This window comes from Rossellomorea sp. y25, from assembly GCF_038049935.1.
GTDB lineage: Bacteria > Bacillota > Bacilli > Bacillales > Bacillaceae_B > Rossellomorea.
Window position 1 is genome coordinate 899961 of record NZ_CP145886.1, and the last position, 14827, is coordinate 914787.

14 protein-coding genes are annotated in these 14827 nt (G+C 45.6%); 8 read left to right on the plus strand and 6 right to left on the minus strand.

Annotation, left to right across the window (positions count from 1 at the left end; translation table 11 throughout):
• The first annotated feature begins 124 nt into the window (after positions 1–124).
• The 3 genes from AAEM60_RS04440 to AAEM60_RS04450 all read left to right on the plus strand — a co-directional run bounded on the left by AAEM60_RS04440 (position 125) and on the right by AAEM60_RS04450 (position 2552).
• The gene (locus AAEM60_RS04440; protein WP_341357519.1) at positions 125–700 is read left to right on the plus strand and encodes a type 1 glutamine amidotransferase family protein; all 576 of its coding nucleotides are present in this window, start codon (positions 125–127) and stop codon (positions 698–700) included.
• Between the two features lie 33 nt (positions 701–733).
• Complete coding sequence (locus AAEM60_RS04445) at positions 734–1867, plus strand: serine hydrolase domain-containing protein (RefSeq protein ID WP_341357520.1); 1134 nt, start codon at positions 734–736, stop codon at positions 1865–1867.
• A 148-nt stretch (positions 1868–2015) separates the two neighbouring features.
• Positions 2016–2552 (plus strand): GrpB family protein, encoded by a 537-nt coding sequence (locus AAEM60_RS04450; RefSeq protein WP_341357521.1) that lies wholly within the window; start codon positions 2016–2018, stop codon positions 2550–2552.
• An 86-nt stretch (positions 2553–2638) separates the two neighbouring features.
• Here the strand turns inward: AAEM60_RS04450 and AAEM60_RS04455 are convergent, their stop codons facing one another.
• Positions 2639–2929, minus strand: coding sequence for a DUF4190 domain-containing protein (locus AAEM60_RS04455; RefSeq protein WP_299742283.1), 291 nt, complete (start codon positions 2927–2929; stop codon positions 2639–2641).
• Positions 2930–3151: 222 nt separating this feature from the next.
• Between AAEM60_RS04455 and AAEM60_RS04460 the strand changes: the two genes are divergently transcribed.
• A complete protein-coding gene (locus AAEM60_RS04460) occupies positions 3152–3499 on the plus strand; it encodes a hypothetical protein (RefSeq protein WP_299742286.1) in 348 nt (115 codons plus the stop codon).
• A gap of 644 nt (positions 3500–4143) precedes the next feature.
• Here the strand turns inward: AAEM60_RS04460 and AAEM60_RS04465 are convergent.
• From AAEM60_RS04465 to AAEM60_RS04480, 4 genes are all read right to left on the minus strand, one after another.
• On the minus strand, positions 4144–5721 hold the full coding sequence (locus AAEM60_RS04465) for a SagB family peptide dehydrogenase (protein ID WP_341357522.1): 1578 nt from the start codon (positions 5719–5721) through the stop codon (positions 4144–4146).
• A 20-nt stretch (positions 5722–5741) separates the two neighbouring features.
• Positions 5742–7688 carry a TOMM precursor leader peptide-binding protein gene (locus AAEM60_RS04470; RefSeq protein ID WP_341357523.1) on the minus strand — a complete coding sequence of 649 codons (1947 nt, stop codon included), beginning with the start codon at positions 7686–7688 and terminating at the stop codon, positions 5742–5744.
• Positions 7688–9595: a putative thiazole-containing bacteriocin maturation protein gene (locus AAEM60_RS04475; RefSeq protein ID WP_341357524.1), complete on the minus strand. Its 1908-nt coding sequence runs from the start codon at positions 9593–9595 to the stop codon at positions 7688–7690. Before AAEM60_RS04475 ends, AAEM60_RS04470 begins: the two co-directional genes overlap by 1 nt.
• A 134-nt stretch (positions 9596–9729) precedes the next feature.
• Positions 9730–9990 carry a heterocycloanthracin/sonorensin family bacteriocin gene (locus AAEM60_RS04480; RefSeq protein WP_299742298.1) on the minus strand — a complete coding sequence of 87 codons (261 nt, stop codon included), beginning with the start codon at positions 9988–9990 and terminating at the stop codon, positions 9730–9732.
• 541 nt (positions 9991–10531) lie between these two features.
• Between AAEM60_RS04480 and arr the strand changes: the two genes are divergently transcribed.
• Positions 10532–10948, plus strand: a complete 417-nt coding sequence (gene arr / locus AAEM60_RS04485) for an NAD(+)--rifampin ADP-ribosyltransferase (protein ID WP_299742301.1) — start codon at positions 10532–10534, stop codon at positions 10946–10948.
• 105 nt (positions 10949–11053) lie between these two features.
• Here the strand turns inward: arr and AAEM60_RS04490 are convergent, their stop codons facing one another.
• Positions 11054–11692, minus strand: coding sequence for a TetR/AcrR family transcriptional regulator (locus AAEM60_RS04490; protein WP_299742304.1), 639 nt, complete (start codon positions 11690–11692; stop codon positions 11054–11056).
• A 288-nt stretch (positions 11693–11980) separates the two neighbouring features.
• Here AAEM60_RS04490 and AAEM60_RS04495 point away from each other — a divergent pair, with 288 nt between their 5' ends.
• Genes AAEM60_RS04495 through AAEM60_RS04505 form a run of 3 tightly spaced genes read left to right on the plus strand, consistent with a single transcriptional unit; the run spans position 11981 to position 14360 of the window.
• Complete coding sequence (locus AAEM60_RS04495; RefSeq protein ID WP_341357525.1) at positions 11981–12616, plus strand: rhodanese-like domain-containing protein; 636 nt, start codon at positions 11981–11983, stop codon at positions 12614–12616.
• A complete protein-coding gene (locus tag AAEM60_RS04500) occupies positions 12613–13740 on the plus strand; it encodes a cysteine desulfurase family protein (protein WP_299742310.1) in 1128 nt (375 codons plus the stop codon). The genes AAEM60_RS04495 and AAEM60_RS04500 overlap by 4 nt, the downstream gene beginning before the upstream one ends.
• A complete protein-coding gene (locus AAEM60_RS04505; RefSeq protein ID WP_299742313.1) occupies positions 13737–14360 on the plus strand; it encodes a DUF2306 domain-containing protein in 624 nt (207 codons plus the stop codon). Before AAEM60_RS04500 ends, AAEM60_RS04505 begins: the two co-directional genes overlap by 4 nt.
• Positions 14361–14827: the final 467 nt, after the last annotated feature.

Here is a 14827-nt window from a genome sequence, read left to right on the forward strand (position 1 = left end):
TCCGGGAAACACACGAGTGAACTTGTGGTAAAATAAAGTTATAGGATTGTTCCAATAAAAGGAATTTGATTGATGAACTCTACTGAACGGACTGTACTCTAAATAGGAAATGAGGGAAACACACATGAAAAACGTGTTGGTATTGATCACAGACGGTTTCGCCGATTGGGAAGCAAGCTACGTAACGGCAGAAATCAATAAACAAGGAACGGGTTATCACGTTCAGACCATTGCGATTGATAAAGAGCCTAAGGTTTCGATGGGTGGGTTAAGGGTCGTTCCGGATCATAGTTTAGAAGATTATCCTATGTCACTTGAGATGCTGATCATTCCCGGGGGTACTGGATGGAGAGAAGAAAAAAATCAACAGACAAAGAAGCTTGTGGATCATTGTTTTGAAAACGGAATTCCAGTGGCCGCCATTTGTGATGCCACCACGTTCTTAGGGATTCATGGATATCTGGATGACCGTAAACATACTGGGAATTCACTGGCCTATTTAAAAGAAGGGGCACCCAACTACCGAGGGGATGAGCACTATATAGAAAGGCAATCGGTCAGTGATGGTGGCCTGATCACAGCGAATGGAACCGGGGCATTGGAGTTTTCGAGGGATATCTTGCATAAGCTTGGTGTGCTGGAAGGGGAAAAACTGCAAGGTTGGTATGATATGTTTAAGAATGGTTTTTTGAAAAGTTGATAGAGTACATGAAATACTTGTATGGAGGCTCATATGAAATCACTTAATAAACAATATAATCAAATAACAGAATACATAAATGACCTGCTTCATGATCACCAGGGAGTCGGAGTAAGCGTTGCCATTGTGAAAGATTCAGCCACGATCTATTCCAAGGGGTTTGGGAATGCCAGGATCGGAAATGCAGAACGCCCGATTGACGGCGATACTAGGATGAGCATTCAAAGTATATCCAAGAACTTTATGGCGCTTTCCATCATGAAGCTTGTAGAGAAGAATTTAATTGCATTGGACGATGCGGTTGTTACCTATTTGCCATACTTCAGAACGAAGAATCAAGAACAAAGCGACAGGATCACCATCAGACATGTGTTATCCCACACGGCAGGTTTTCCTTCAGAAGTGGGGATCGCCAATATGATTGCTCCGAATGTAAAGGAAATATTCTCAGATACACCGACAGAATTTCAGGAAGCATTGGACCATTATCAGCTTACAGAAGAAGAGATTACTAGTATAAAAAATCGCGAAGATATCACGAAATGGTTCGAAAAAGTAGAATTGGAATACCCACCAGGGGAGGGATGGAATTATTGCACGGATGCGTATGTGATTCTTGCCGATCTTTTTGAAAAAGTGACAGGCCGCAAATGGGAAGCATCCCTGCACGATGACATCCTCACACCTCTTGGTATGAAGCGGACGACGAGTGACCCGCATGAGGTGGAAGAAGATCAGAACAGTGCCAGATATTATGTAGGCGAGGATAAAATAGAAACGCCTTTTCCCATCAATCCAATCTCGGCTCCAATCGGGTATTTGTATTCGACTGCCAATGATTTAGGCAACTATTTAACATTCCATTTGAATAAGGAATCGGCTATCTTACGATCAGAATTAATAGAAGAAATGCAAAAGCCCATTCATCTTGTAAGCGAAGAGTGGAGGGCGCCTGGATGTGATGTCAGGAGCTATGGACTTGCATGGTTTACAGATACGTATAGAGGATATAAAATCGTCGAACATGGGGGAGGTCAGTTAGGTGTCAGATCCCTGATGACCATGGTTCCTGAGCTCAATCTGGGAGTGGTGGTTTTATTGAATTATGATGGGACTATTCATCATGATATTTGTGATAGGATCATGGATGTTTTTATGGATTCATAACAGTTGGACGATCAAAAGGGGGGCTTCCTCCTATCGAACTTCCACCGGAATGCCGTGGGGAAAGCAAGAAAAATAAATCCCGGGATCCGGGAATGATGGGCTTCCGATCAGGGATGAGTTTGAACTGGAGAAGGGTGTGAGTTAACTGATGGAAAAACGAAATTGGCCAAAATGGGCTGTGGAATCAATAGAGATTGAATCTCCAAACCCGGACTGGATTGACGCAGGAACCGCTGAAGCGAGGGGACTCCTACGCTTGTTAGGTCCCTATGGTGTAAAGGGAGTGGAGCATATTGGAAGCACCTCGATCCGCAACCTTCCTGCCAAACCGATTCTTGACTTGATGGCGATGATTCCATCCTTTGACGACTTAGACGAGATTGCATGTAAACTTGCGGAGGGTCAATGGCATTATGTTCCGCCGGGGTTGGACAACCGACCTTGGAGGAGATTTTTCATAAAGGTGGAAAACGAAAAACGTGTCGCTCATCTACACCTAATGCCAGAAGGTGAACCAAGATGGGAGCAGCAACGTTTGTTTCGGGATCTTCTAAACGGAAACCCAACTTTAAGGGATGAATACGCTGTGTTAAAAAAACATCTGGCCAACCAATTTCCTGACGATCGGGAAGCCTATTCGGAAGGGAAAACAGCATTTATTCAAAGAGTATTCGCTCGCTTGTAAATGAGGGAGAGAAATGAAGAATAGGCACGGGTACCTTGGCCTCATTAATGGAAAAGAGCCACGGTACCTGTCCCTGTGGTTCCTGTTCAAGTAGAAATCGTACTCGTAAATGTCATATAAGCAATGACGACCCAACAAATGGAAAATACAATGCCGATTATACTGAAAATGACCCCTGCAATGGCCAGATTCTTGCCCTCCCGGTTATCACGTTTTACTTCTTTCAGTCCGATCATACCCAGTATGACACCGACTATGCCCAGAACAGCTCCGATAACAGGAATAATCACAATGACGATGGATAGGATACCTAATATGAATGAGGCAACCGATTTTCCATTTAACCCTTTCCTCTCAGTCTCATGAACCTGATTCATTGAACAGTCCCCCTTTTTAAAAAGTATATGACTCATGCAATAGAAAACGACCCTTCCAATTTTCCGGAGGGACGGACCTCCAGAATCTTTTCAGTTTCCCTCATAGTTGACTGATGAAAGGTTATAGAAAGGAAGTTGACACAGAAAACTCACCCTGCACTTTGGTTAATTTTATGCCATATTGGGGATTCTTCTTACTAGTGACCAAAGAGGAGTGAGCGTATGGAGTTAGAAGGCAAGAAGTTAAAAGACAGGGCATTCGCCGCTATGAGTAAGTTCAAAGATACTATGAAGGGGACGTATTATTCTATCGCAGATATTCCCACAGCTTCCGTACAGGAGCTGGCGGATTTCGTACAGCACCATCACGACACACAAGAAACCAGGAAGCATCTTTTGGGTATCACCATTACCTTTTCCAGGTTGAACATCAACCATTATCACTTCTACTTAGAAACAAAGGCTGACCGTATTTTACAACTGGATGGTTCATTACACGGGAAGAGATTCGTTTCCTATCGTTCCTATAGGGATTCTGATGAATTAGATTCGCAAGTTAAATTGAGTTAAGAGTAGGGAAAAGAGCCTGGGACAAAACTAAAATGCCACGATGTAAAGACGAACAATAGAAGTGTAGGTTCTTAATACCGCTAATGATTTCCGTGCAAGACTACACTTTCCGCGGGTAGCCGGTGAGCCTCCTCGGCAAGCCTGCGGGTAGAAAGGCGGAAGGGCTTCGCTCAGAGGCGGTTGGCATAAGGCGGAGCGGCCTTGAAGGCGTTCTTTGCCTTCATGGACGATCAGACTTATGACATTTGCCTCTAAGCCCTATAGCTGGACAAGTCTCACATAAGCTACTTTTCCCGCAGGAGTCTTCGTCTTGCACTCCAATCAACCGCTGGAAACAGCTAAAATCAAATGTATCGAAATAAATAATAAACCCGAACAAATCTGCTTCTTAGAAGGTAGATTTGTTCGGGTTTCACTTAGACTAAAACACTTTTGTCCCAGCCTCATTTTTTCGTCTCCTCACTTCCCTGAAAAAACATCGTATAAATTGTAAAGATGGTAAATCTCAAGTAAATATATCAACGAAGCAATGCAGAGAGTATAAACATGCAAGGGGGACCAGTTAAATAAGGAATGGATCTCTTCCATTCACCCTCCAGTTTATCCCGGTTTTAAAAAAGAGCCATGGGGCGATCCCAAGGCTCCTAACTTAACAAACTCCCTTTCACCCAAGCCCGCTCCCGAAAAGGTCCGATCGGGATTTGAATCAAGGTGGTTTGACCTTTTGAATCGAGTTTGTAGATTTCATCTGTCAACGTCGTATCAAACCCAAGCAGCGGGTGTCCGCCAAACCCGGCGGCCGATGAAGCCAATAGCAGGCGCTGTACTAGCATTCCGGCTTCCATTTGCATGATCCTGTAGCCTCTGTATCCCAAGGTGTCTTGATAGTGATCTTTGTTCCCGATGATATGAAGGCATAGGGGCACCTGATGCAAATTGACATTATCTAGAGACAGACCTGATTGAAGCTGAAGACGATGATCCCCTGTGCTGATCTGCCGCAATGAATGGCGGACGCTGTCATATGCGTATGCCCCATTTGGTACGCCTTCCACATTATATAAACAGCCAAAAATCGAAACACCGGATTCATTGCCGTAAGGAACTTCGTCGATGTCACTTCGAAAGGAGTAGGACTGAGTCGCTTTTTTTAATAACGTCGCGAGCTTCTGCTGACTGACCTTACTCATGACAAAATCCATTTCGGGGGAATGGCGGTTTTTGCATATTTCAACAAAATCATAGGTGAAGGGCTCCACCTCTGGCAGATGAATTTCGTTTTCACCGGTTCTGAAAGCCGGTTGTTTTCCGAGTTTCTGAAAATCGGCTGTCGAACCGATTTTAGAAGCTTCATTCGCTTCTAGTAACATAGGAAACTCTCTAATCCTTTCAGACCTTTCGTAGTGTTCTACAGAAAGTGGGGGAAGCTCCCTGCATACTTCTTCAGCGGTGAATGTCCGTTCCATTCCCTTCCTATTTCCAGCCCAGTTCGTTGGTGCAACCGAAAGCGGGATGACGGTATAAACACTTTCCTCTTCCTCGGTCAGTCCAAGCAGAGAGTTGACCGCTGAATCCAGAAATTGAACATATACTCCTGACTCGAAGCCAAACCGTTTGGCTGTCTCCAGCAGCTGCCCCATCAGAACACCGGCATCCAATCCCTGCAGCCGATAGGCAAAGTTATTGTATTTAAAGAAGTTTTTCCAGAACCTTGTGGAGACAAAGGCTGTGGCAAAGCAGGATGAAATTTCGCAGCGATTGCCGAGTGCCCTTTCCACGTATGAATCGACATTCCCTTCCCGGAGCAGGACGAGGCGATGGTGGGCAACATCATAATGATAGATTCCGTGGGGTAAATCATCCAATTTTAAATAGATATATAGTTCATTCGGATACAGGGCCCCTCCTGATGGAGCGAACCGCCGATAAGAGTGGATGGGGTAAGACTCCTGATGCTCGGAGTCATCAGAATCCACCGACTGGCTTACCCCGGTGATGCCATAGACATACCAGAGAAAATGACCGATTCTTTCTAAGTCGGGTTCTGACGGTGCCTGGCTCCAGGTGAGTGACACCGGTACTTCAAGAGACAATGGCACGACCCGCAACCCCCGGTATAGCTTATAGGGGAGAGGGGCATCGTCCCAGTCCGCTTCCCAGTTTGGCTGATTGGCCCGATTGATATCAAATTGCAGATTGTGTAAAAATTCTTCCAGACTCATCCTCCTTACCTCCTAGTACCTTAAGGAAACGGATGCGGTTTTTGATTCAGCTGCTCATAGGTCAACGGCCGGTCGGCATATCCCAGTTCTGCAGGGACTTGAAGGACTCTTTCCAATCCTGTCAGACGGGTGAGGTGATGACCGAATGTCATGGGAAGCATGCCGGGAATCAAGACTTTCACGCAGTATAGTCCGTTTTGTTCCAGTTCGGGTGCGGTTTGATCCACGACAATGACATCAAGGTTCCGGTTCCGGAAAGTTTCTAGAATATCCTTCAGGTCATCCGTAAGATCTTTGTGATCAGACATCCAGTTGAATACTTCCTGAAAACTCCGCAAAGGCCGGCTGTCATCCTGCAAAAATGTGAAACGTTCCTCGGCCTGGGGCAGTCCATACAGCATGCCGTGATCATCCATCTGCCTGACAAGGGAATCATCGTCAAGCATTTTTTCATAATTCGACTTGTTCTTCTCCAATTTTTCATCCAGATTCAGCATCATCCCGGCGAGCTCCTGAATCGCGCTTTTTGCCGCTCTTACCGGATCCAGATGGGCACCTGCCGCGAGGATCAGATTCAATCCTTGATCCTTCCTGTTCTTGGCCATCGCAAAGACGCTTGGAATTCCGTGCTCCATGGTAGAGTCATACAAATATAGATCATACCCTGCAACTGCCCGCATCCGTTCGATCATTAACTGAAGCTCCTCGTCCTCTGCCGTAAGAGGATCGAGACGGTGCAGATTGAGTTCGGCATACCAGGTCATAAGGAACGAATCCCTTTCGACTACCTCCATGATTCCGTAAAAAATCGCTTCCTCCCGGCTTCCCCCAAGGGCACAGCCATTGGACGTTTCATAGACAAAACCGGATGAGCCGCAACCCAGACTGTAATAGGAGAGGAGCTCAGGGACGAGAATCGGCCGTTCTTCGATGAGGGAGTAACCCCAAACCCAGTCCATTGCCCGGTCAGGGTCGAACTTCTCAAATGGGAAGCCTGGCATAGCGTACTGCTCGTCGGTGTGCACGCCGACCTTCAGGGGATTCAGTGCATGTTCCGCCAATTGTCGGTAGCTGTCATGGACGACTGTCCGTTTGCCCCGGGGCTCTAGGCCGCAGTGACGTTCCAATCCTTCAAGAATGGCAGTCAGCTCGCTGTCTGAGTAGACTTGAGTCCGTCCAGCCGTTCCTTCATCCCCGGAGAACATCGGCATATTGACACTCGCATCGGCAAATGGCGTCACCAGATCGTACATCTTGCTGTTGAAAAGTCCGGTACGATTATCCAGATAGTCTTTAACAAGAACGTTTTTCAAATCATCCAGGGGAGTACAGCGGAAACTGCCGGCATGAATCTTCGGGCTGGGCTGAAGGGAAACATGGGCTATTTCCGGTGAGTCATCCGGAATCTGGCTGCAGATCCGGCATAACGAGTCGGGAACGAAGGAGTGCCAGGAGCTGTTCAATGTTTTCAAGTCGGTTACACATATCCGTCTTTCGGAATACGCCTTTTCACCCTCAAGGAGCCTGCCGGCTTCTGCTGCAATCATGTGAGTCATATGCAGTAAACCGGTATTCGAAGCCCACGGGTCTTTCGCGATTCCACCAACTTCAGCGAGTTTTTCCTGTACCTCCCGCATTTCATTCCGTTCCTTTCCTCCAAGGAGACGCCTCACATCGGCACATTGTGAGCATCCTGGTATGTTCGGACGAACCAGGGGGCCGATGATTCCCTCTCCAAACGAAACGAAGCCTCTCAGCCATGGTACTTGAGCCTGCCTCATCACTTCTTCGGCCATGTGATGGACAGCCGGATTCCAGGTATCATCCAATGTCAGCACCAAATCTGTATGTGCCGGAAACTTTTTTTCAACGTTTTTTTGCCGGAAAACGGGATAGCGGGCTGACATTTGCGCACATACAAGGTCCGCAAGCATCCCACTTCCCACAATCACCACGAAAGAACTCATCAGGTTTCCTCCTCTCGCAGCAGCACACTGAACACGCCTGCGAGCTCCTGTTTAAAAGCGGGTTCAATATTCAGCTCATGCACGACTAACTTCTTCTGATTTCTTTTCAAGGTATTGATTGCTTCTTTCAGGTTCTCACGTTGGATTCTGTCTTCATTCGCTTGAATGGCTATTCTTTGGGCATTCTGTTCCTCTAATGCAAAGACAACAGGTTTTGCGTCGATGGACTCCGTATCATTCTGAGCTTGAAAGAGTGCATGCTGCAAAGAGTTCCTCAGTGCCATGGTGATCGTGAAATCGGTATTTCCATACCAGCCATTCTTTCCACGAACATAGACGACAGGAAATCCAGCCAAATCCTCCCCTAATCCGATTTCCGGCTTTCCTTGCATGGTGGTCAGTGCCTTTAAGTAAAAACGGCATTTTTCATCTTCCACCCCATCCAATTCAAGACGGGAAATCGTGCAGCTTTGAACAGATTCTCTTTTCCTCAGCCCCTCAGTCAAACACTTCCGAAGACCGCGACCGACACATTCTGCAAATGTCGCTCCTGCTCCGGTGGCCATATATTCACCCGTCTCATGAGGGACGATCATCCTGGTCAATCGTGAAGCGTACATCTCTATTCCTCTTAATCCGGCTTCCCGGCGTGCTTCTTCATGGGTCAAACCATTGCAGATCACTTCATCGAGCAGTTCTGCGGGACCTTTGGATAGTACATCGATCGGCTGGACACGGCATTGAGCCAATGGAAGCTGCTTTGTTTCTCCTTCCTCCCATACATGAAAAACCCCCGTCTCTTTTGACGTCAGCAGACTGAAGAAATACAGCATCTTTTCAGGGTCAGATCTATCAGAGTCCTGTTCCAACCGTGTTTCCAGACTCTGAACGGCTTCAGCTGCTACGTTCCCTGTTTCCAGGGGATGGGGTAAAAAGGAATGCCAGCTTCCTTCAAGGGTTTCTGAATCCAGCAGAAAGATTCGATTTCTCTGATTGGATTTTGAAACACCTGTCAGCTCCTTGTATAACTCAAAGACAATCATGTTCGCAAGCATCGCTCCAGGGACCGCCGATTCAGCAGGGAACTGATTTTCCTTTAGCAAGGCAGTCGTGTGGATGCGCCTCCATGCCGATTCCCAGCCAGCCTCGGAATCAGGATGGATGATGGGGCCAGCGATTCCTTTCTGCCTGTGACAAATCGCCGGAATAAACAGCTTCTTATCTGTTCGGCAGATGGCATGGAGGAGGTCCAACTCCTCAAGGTTTTCTTTATGACTTACGTATAAAATGGAATCGAAAGGCTTCAGGGTCTCCCGCCATCCGTCTTCATTGAATCTCACTTCCAGGAGCTCTACCTCCGGATCGGTTTTACACGCATGGTCCACAAGCTCCAGCAGCCGGCCTCTATTCGTTGGAACCTCATCGGTCAGGAGCACCTGCAGCTTAGCCATCCCGGATTCAATCAGCGATGAAACGAGTGAAGTCAGTAAAGGACCAGATCCGACTGCCAGGACATTGGCCCCGCGGTAGGTTTCAAACCTTGAAGCTCCCGAACCTGCCAAACTGTCGACAAATTCGATCTGTGATGCGAATTTCTCCACTGCATGTTGGGGCAGCCGGTGTGGCTGATCCCTGCTCACGTCCCGAACAAATCCATTTTTATGCAAAACCTCTGCCATTTCCATGACCCTGTTTTGATAAGGTCCAGGCAGACCGTTCGTCAAATACTCAAGGGAGTACTCCCCATTGAACATCGGCAGCAGCTTCTCCACCCATTGATCTATTCCACTTCCTTCCATGCGGAAAGAGCATTGGTTATTCCTAAAGAAAACACCGCTGTTTGGTTCAGGGAGGTAAAACGTATCCCTCTTCACTTTTAAACGCATAGAAGGGTCCAACTTTGCCATAGCGCTCCTCCTTACATCCGCTAATGTGACTATCATTATCATCGTATGAGTCTCAATTTGTCCCTTATGTATAAAAAAGACCCCTGCACCGACTCATACAGGGATCAAGTTGAAAACAATATTCTAAATGCCGATTATCGGCCGCAGCGTCCACATCTTCCGCAACCGCCACATCTGCCACAGCCACCGCATCTGCCGCAGCCTCCGCAACGGAAACATCCACCACAGCCAAAACAGCTAAAGAAGCATGAGAAGCCAAAGCCGAAACAGCCTCCAAATCCAAGGAAAAGTCTTTCGTCATTCGGATCATACATGTTTTGATCCCAGGAAACAGGTTGTGTTGCCTGGAAATCACCTACATTCAGACTTTGAAGTTCATTGTGAAAGTTATTCATTCTCTTCATTACCTCCCAAACAAATTACCCAAGGGCTCTCGAAACTAAGAAACAAAAACTTTTTTAAAGGAATTTCTGTCATTTAGGTAAATGCACTATGTGAACACTCTTCAACAATCTATGTCACCTTGCTGGGTATTGTTACTGATACATAAGCCTATTTAAAGAGGGAGGTTGGAATAGACAGTGCTTCATTAGAAAATAGTTAACTCCAACGATCGAAAAACAACTACTGGTGGAGAAAAGATCGTATATAGGTGGAAAATTTGATTTTTTTTGTATTCGTTTTTGTTACTTTTTTCGATAAGTTTCTGACTAATCGCTCCATATAAAGTGAAAAAAAGACCCGTCGAATTTGACGAGTCTTTTAACTGTGTGCTTCTTCTGTAGAAGGATATAGTGGTAAATAAACAGGTGGTTTCATACAATTCCCTCTACTTAGATTATACTACTAAAAATGATCAATTTATAGACTGCACTTTCTAGAGCTCCTGCCCTATACTGTTAAAAGCAAGCCTAAAATTCTAAGAGGTGATTCAGTATGAATGGTAAAAAAGATGTTTTAGACAATGGTCCTTTCTTTCATGGTACGAAAGCGGAATTGAACATCGGAGAGCTTCTTGAACCACAACACTTATCAAATTACCAAGACAAAAAATCAAACTATATCTATTTCACCGCAACATTAGATGCAGCTAAATGGGGTGCTGAATTAGCAACATCTGATTCAAAAGAAAGAATTTACATGGTAGAACCATTAGGCGAATTTGAAGACGACCCGAACTTAACGAACAAAAGATTCAAAGGAAATCCAACCCGTTCTTACAGATCTAAATCGCCATTAAAAATAATAGCAGAATTAGGTTCATGGGAAAGACATTCCGATGAAGAAATCACTCATATGCTGACAAGCTTAAAAACGTTACGTGAACAAGGAAAAGCTATCATATACGATTAATTTAAAAAATCGCGGGGACAGGTTCCTTGGCTATCTTATTGTATAAGGGCCTTGGTGCCTGTCCCCGTTGTTCTGAATGTCCATTCTTAGTCTGCAGGAGAAGTTCTAATGTCGATTATTTTCCATGCTTTTGAAATCATTCCCAGAAGAAGATGAAAGGCCCGCACTGCAGAACCCAACAATCCTTGAAATCAATTCCCGGTCAGAAAGAGAAGAGCTATTACCATCCGGAAGGTCAATGAATTTCCCTAGATTATGGATGATGAGGCCTATCATATTGCGGTACCTCCAATATAGTTCTTCTTCAGATAATTCCGGGAGGCGTTTCTTTAGAGCCTCCAGGTATGCTGCGTCGATCTCTCTTGTATTCTGATAGAATGTCTCGCGGGTTTCTGCTTGGGTATCGATCAGCAGCCTTCCCAATATAGCTGTTTTGACTTTTCGATCCGCTTTGTTTGAATAAAGAAGAAAAAAAGGGGTAGTAAAGGCCTCCACGATATCTGAAACCTGACATTGATCCAATTCAGACAGTCTTCTGAGCTGTTCCTTATTTAACTCCCCAGAAATTCCTTCAACCAACTCCTCGATCAGCTGAGATTTAGATCCGAAGTAATAGTTGACGGCAGCCACATTCACTTCAGCCATTTCCGTGACGGTCCGCAATGAAAAATTGGAACCTTCATGGGCAAAGGCTTGTTCAGCGGCTTTTAAGATCCGCTCTTTTTTATCCTTGCGCTTGGACACTCCGCTTTCCTCCTTAAACAGTTGTTTTAAACATTATTATAGTCATTTCATTCGTGTGAAATCAACCCGGATGAGTGAGAGTGTACACGTGAACATTCGTTGACGTCCAGGTGAACGATTTATGACAAATCGTTCCTTGTAAAAGCCAGAAAGGCAAAAAACCTTGATATATAAGGTTTTGTCATCGTTAGTAAGGAAACTGAATGAATTGACAAAAGCGAGAAACATTTTTACTATAAAAGTGAATTAAAACAACTGTTTTAAATTATTGTTTAAAAGGAGAGAACGATGGGAAATAACGTTTGTACCATATGCACGGAATCACATGTGGAGTTGAAAGATGGTCTTTGCAGGAACTGCAGGCAGTCCTGCTTCTCCATTTCACTTAAGATGAAGCGCTCTAAAGAGTGGTATGCCCTTGGGATCAAATCGACGAAAGAGGAAGCAGAGGCAGCGGCCAAACAAACGATGGACATGTTTCCATTATTCGAAACGTATAGGGTAGAAGAAATTCCTTTTACATTAAAGGAACATAAGGGGAAAGGAGGCGGAGTGGTCGCTGTAAAACCTAAAGATCTGAAGGAACAATTGAAAGCCAACGATGCCATACAATTGTTGGATGTCAGGGAATCTTTCGAAGTGGAATCAGGTATGTTACCAGGAGCGATTCATATTCCGATTAAGGAGCTTCCTTCAAAGTTGAATGAATTAGAGAAGGGGAAAGAGTATGTGGTCTATTGCTCTGCAGGATATAGAAGCCCTTATATTTGTGAGTTTTTAAGAGACAACGGCTTTTCTGCTTCTCATCTCGAAGGCGGGATGATCGCATGGAAGGGAGCGGGATTCATCCTCCCAATCGTCACAGGAACCTTGAAAACGGTTAGTAAATGGAAGAGACAAGGGAGAAGGGAGACCCGGTCATGATTTACTTTGATAACAGTGCGACAACGTTTGTAGATGATAACATCCTGAAAGAGTTTGTACATGTTTCAACGGCTTATCCAGGAAATCCTTCCTCTTCTCACCGGCTGGGACAGGCTGCTTCTCTGATGCTTGAAAAGGCGAGAGCACGGGCGGTAGAAGCTCTGGGGGGAGAATCGGGTGAAGTGATCTTTACTTCAGGAGGGACAGAGAGCAACACTTTGGCCGTGAAGGGTGCGGCTTATGCCAACCGACAAAAGGGCCATCACATCATTACCACCTCCATTGAACACGCTTCTGTCTATGAAACTTGTAGACAGCTTGAACAGGAAGGGTTCACCGTCTCCTATCTGCCGGTCGATTCTCATGGAATGATCCATCTAGAGGATCTCAAACGAGAAATCTGTCCTGAGACCATCTTGATTTCCATTATGGGGGTCAATAATGAGGTGGGGAGCATACAGCCTATAGAGGAGGTCGCTACCTTGTTAGCAAAGTACCCCGACATCCTCTTTCACGTAGATTTTGTCCAAGGGTTCGGGAAGATTTCACTGGATATGAGTCGGATTGACCTGCTGTCCCTATCCGGGCATAAACTTCACGCCCCAAAAGGAACGGGTCTATTGTATGTAAAGGATGGAACCAACCTGTTTCCCGTTCAAGCAGGGGGAGGACAGGAACGTGCATTGCGATCAGGAACGGAGAACCTGGCTGGAAGTGTAGCCCTGTCGTTAGCCATGGAGAAACAGGTACTTCGTTTTGAAGAAAGTGTCAATCATCTGACCTCATTAAGAAATCACCTAATCCAAGGGCTCAGAATGATTCCGGGCGTCACGATCCATTCCCCTGAGAATGGAGCTCCCCATATTGTTCATTTCTCTACAAAGGGGACCAATTCGAGGGACGTCATGGAGCAGTTAGGACAGGAGGAGATCTATGTTTCAAACGGTTCTGCCTGTTCATCCAAAAGCGGGAAGCCGTCCCGGGTGCTTTCCGCTGCGGGTATCCAGGAGGAGAATGCGGCAGGCGCTATCAGGGTCAGTTTCTCCATCCACAATACGCTTGAAGAAGTTGACCAACTCCTGATGTGCTTTATTCGAATTTGTCAAAAGGACATATTCGTATGAGAAGGGTGTCTTTCCTTTTCCTGTTGATCATCGTGTTGGCATGGTTCGGACATACATTCTCAAAGAATTTCATCGTGGATCCTGATTTCTCACGATTTCTCGAGCATAAAGGTTCCTTTGAGCTGTTGGAGAATCATCTTTGGACGTTCTTCCTTAGAACGCACATCATCCTATCACTTGTAGCGCTTTGTGCGGGACCCATCGCTCTTTTGAAGAGATCCAGGAAAGGGACGGCTACTTTGCACAAGTACGCCGGGCGATTCTACGTCCTTTCTATTTTCCTAAATGCCATACCTGCTCTATATGTCTCTTTTTATGCCACAGGTGGATGGATCAGTTTCCTGGGCTTCCTGTGTCTGAATGTGGTTTGGACGGGAACCACTTACCTGGCCTATAAGAAGATCAGGCAGGGAAAAGTGGCCGATCACAAAAGATGGATGACGAGGAGCTATGCTGTCACTCTAGCCAACACATCGATCTACATCCTGACACTGGCATTGAATAGTGGCGCGGGTCTGGACTACATCGTGTCTTATCAAATCTCCGTTTGGATTGGATGGTTCTTGAATCTTATCATCGCAGAGGGAATCATCAAGAGAAGAGATGACAATAGGGGATAATGCGGTTGTCGTAGCCGGAAGGATCCTGACAAAATCAGTATCGGCGAACTATCCGGGAGTTGGAAATCCTAAGCAGTATGAGAAATATCGAATGATTAAATTTATTCCAAGAAAAAGATACCTCCCCATATTAAATGAGTGTTCCATAGACAGAAGAGCACCCTTTATTGATAGATCGGGACTTGCAGCAATTTATTCTATAAGTATTAAAGCAAACAATAGATATTCAGTTTTCTGTTTTTCTAAGGAGGGGCGGTACCGACCCGTGGCTTCTCCAAAATAAAGAACATTCGACATGGCGGATCAATTCGTTAAAAAGGGGATTGATAAATCGAAAGCAGGATCAATAAATTCCGTACAGGATTAATAATCGGAAATCAGGATTGAATGTGGCGGAATCTGGTTCAATTCCAAAGCTGGAAGAACTTCGTATGGAGGATTTGACTTTATATCCGTCACCTCATGCC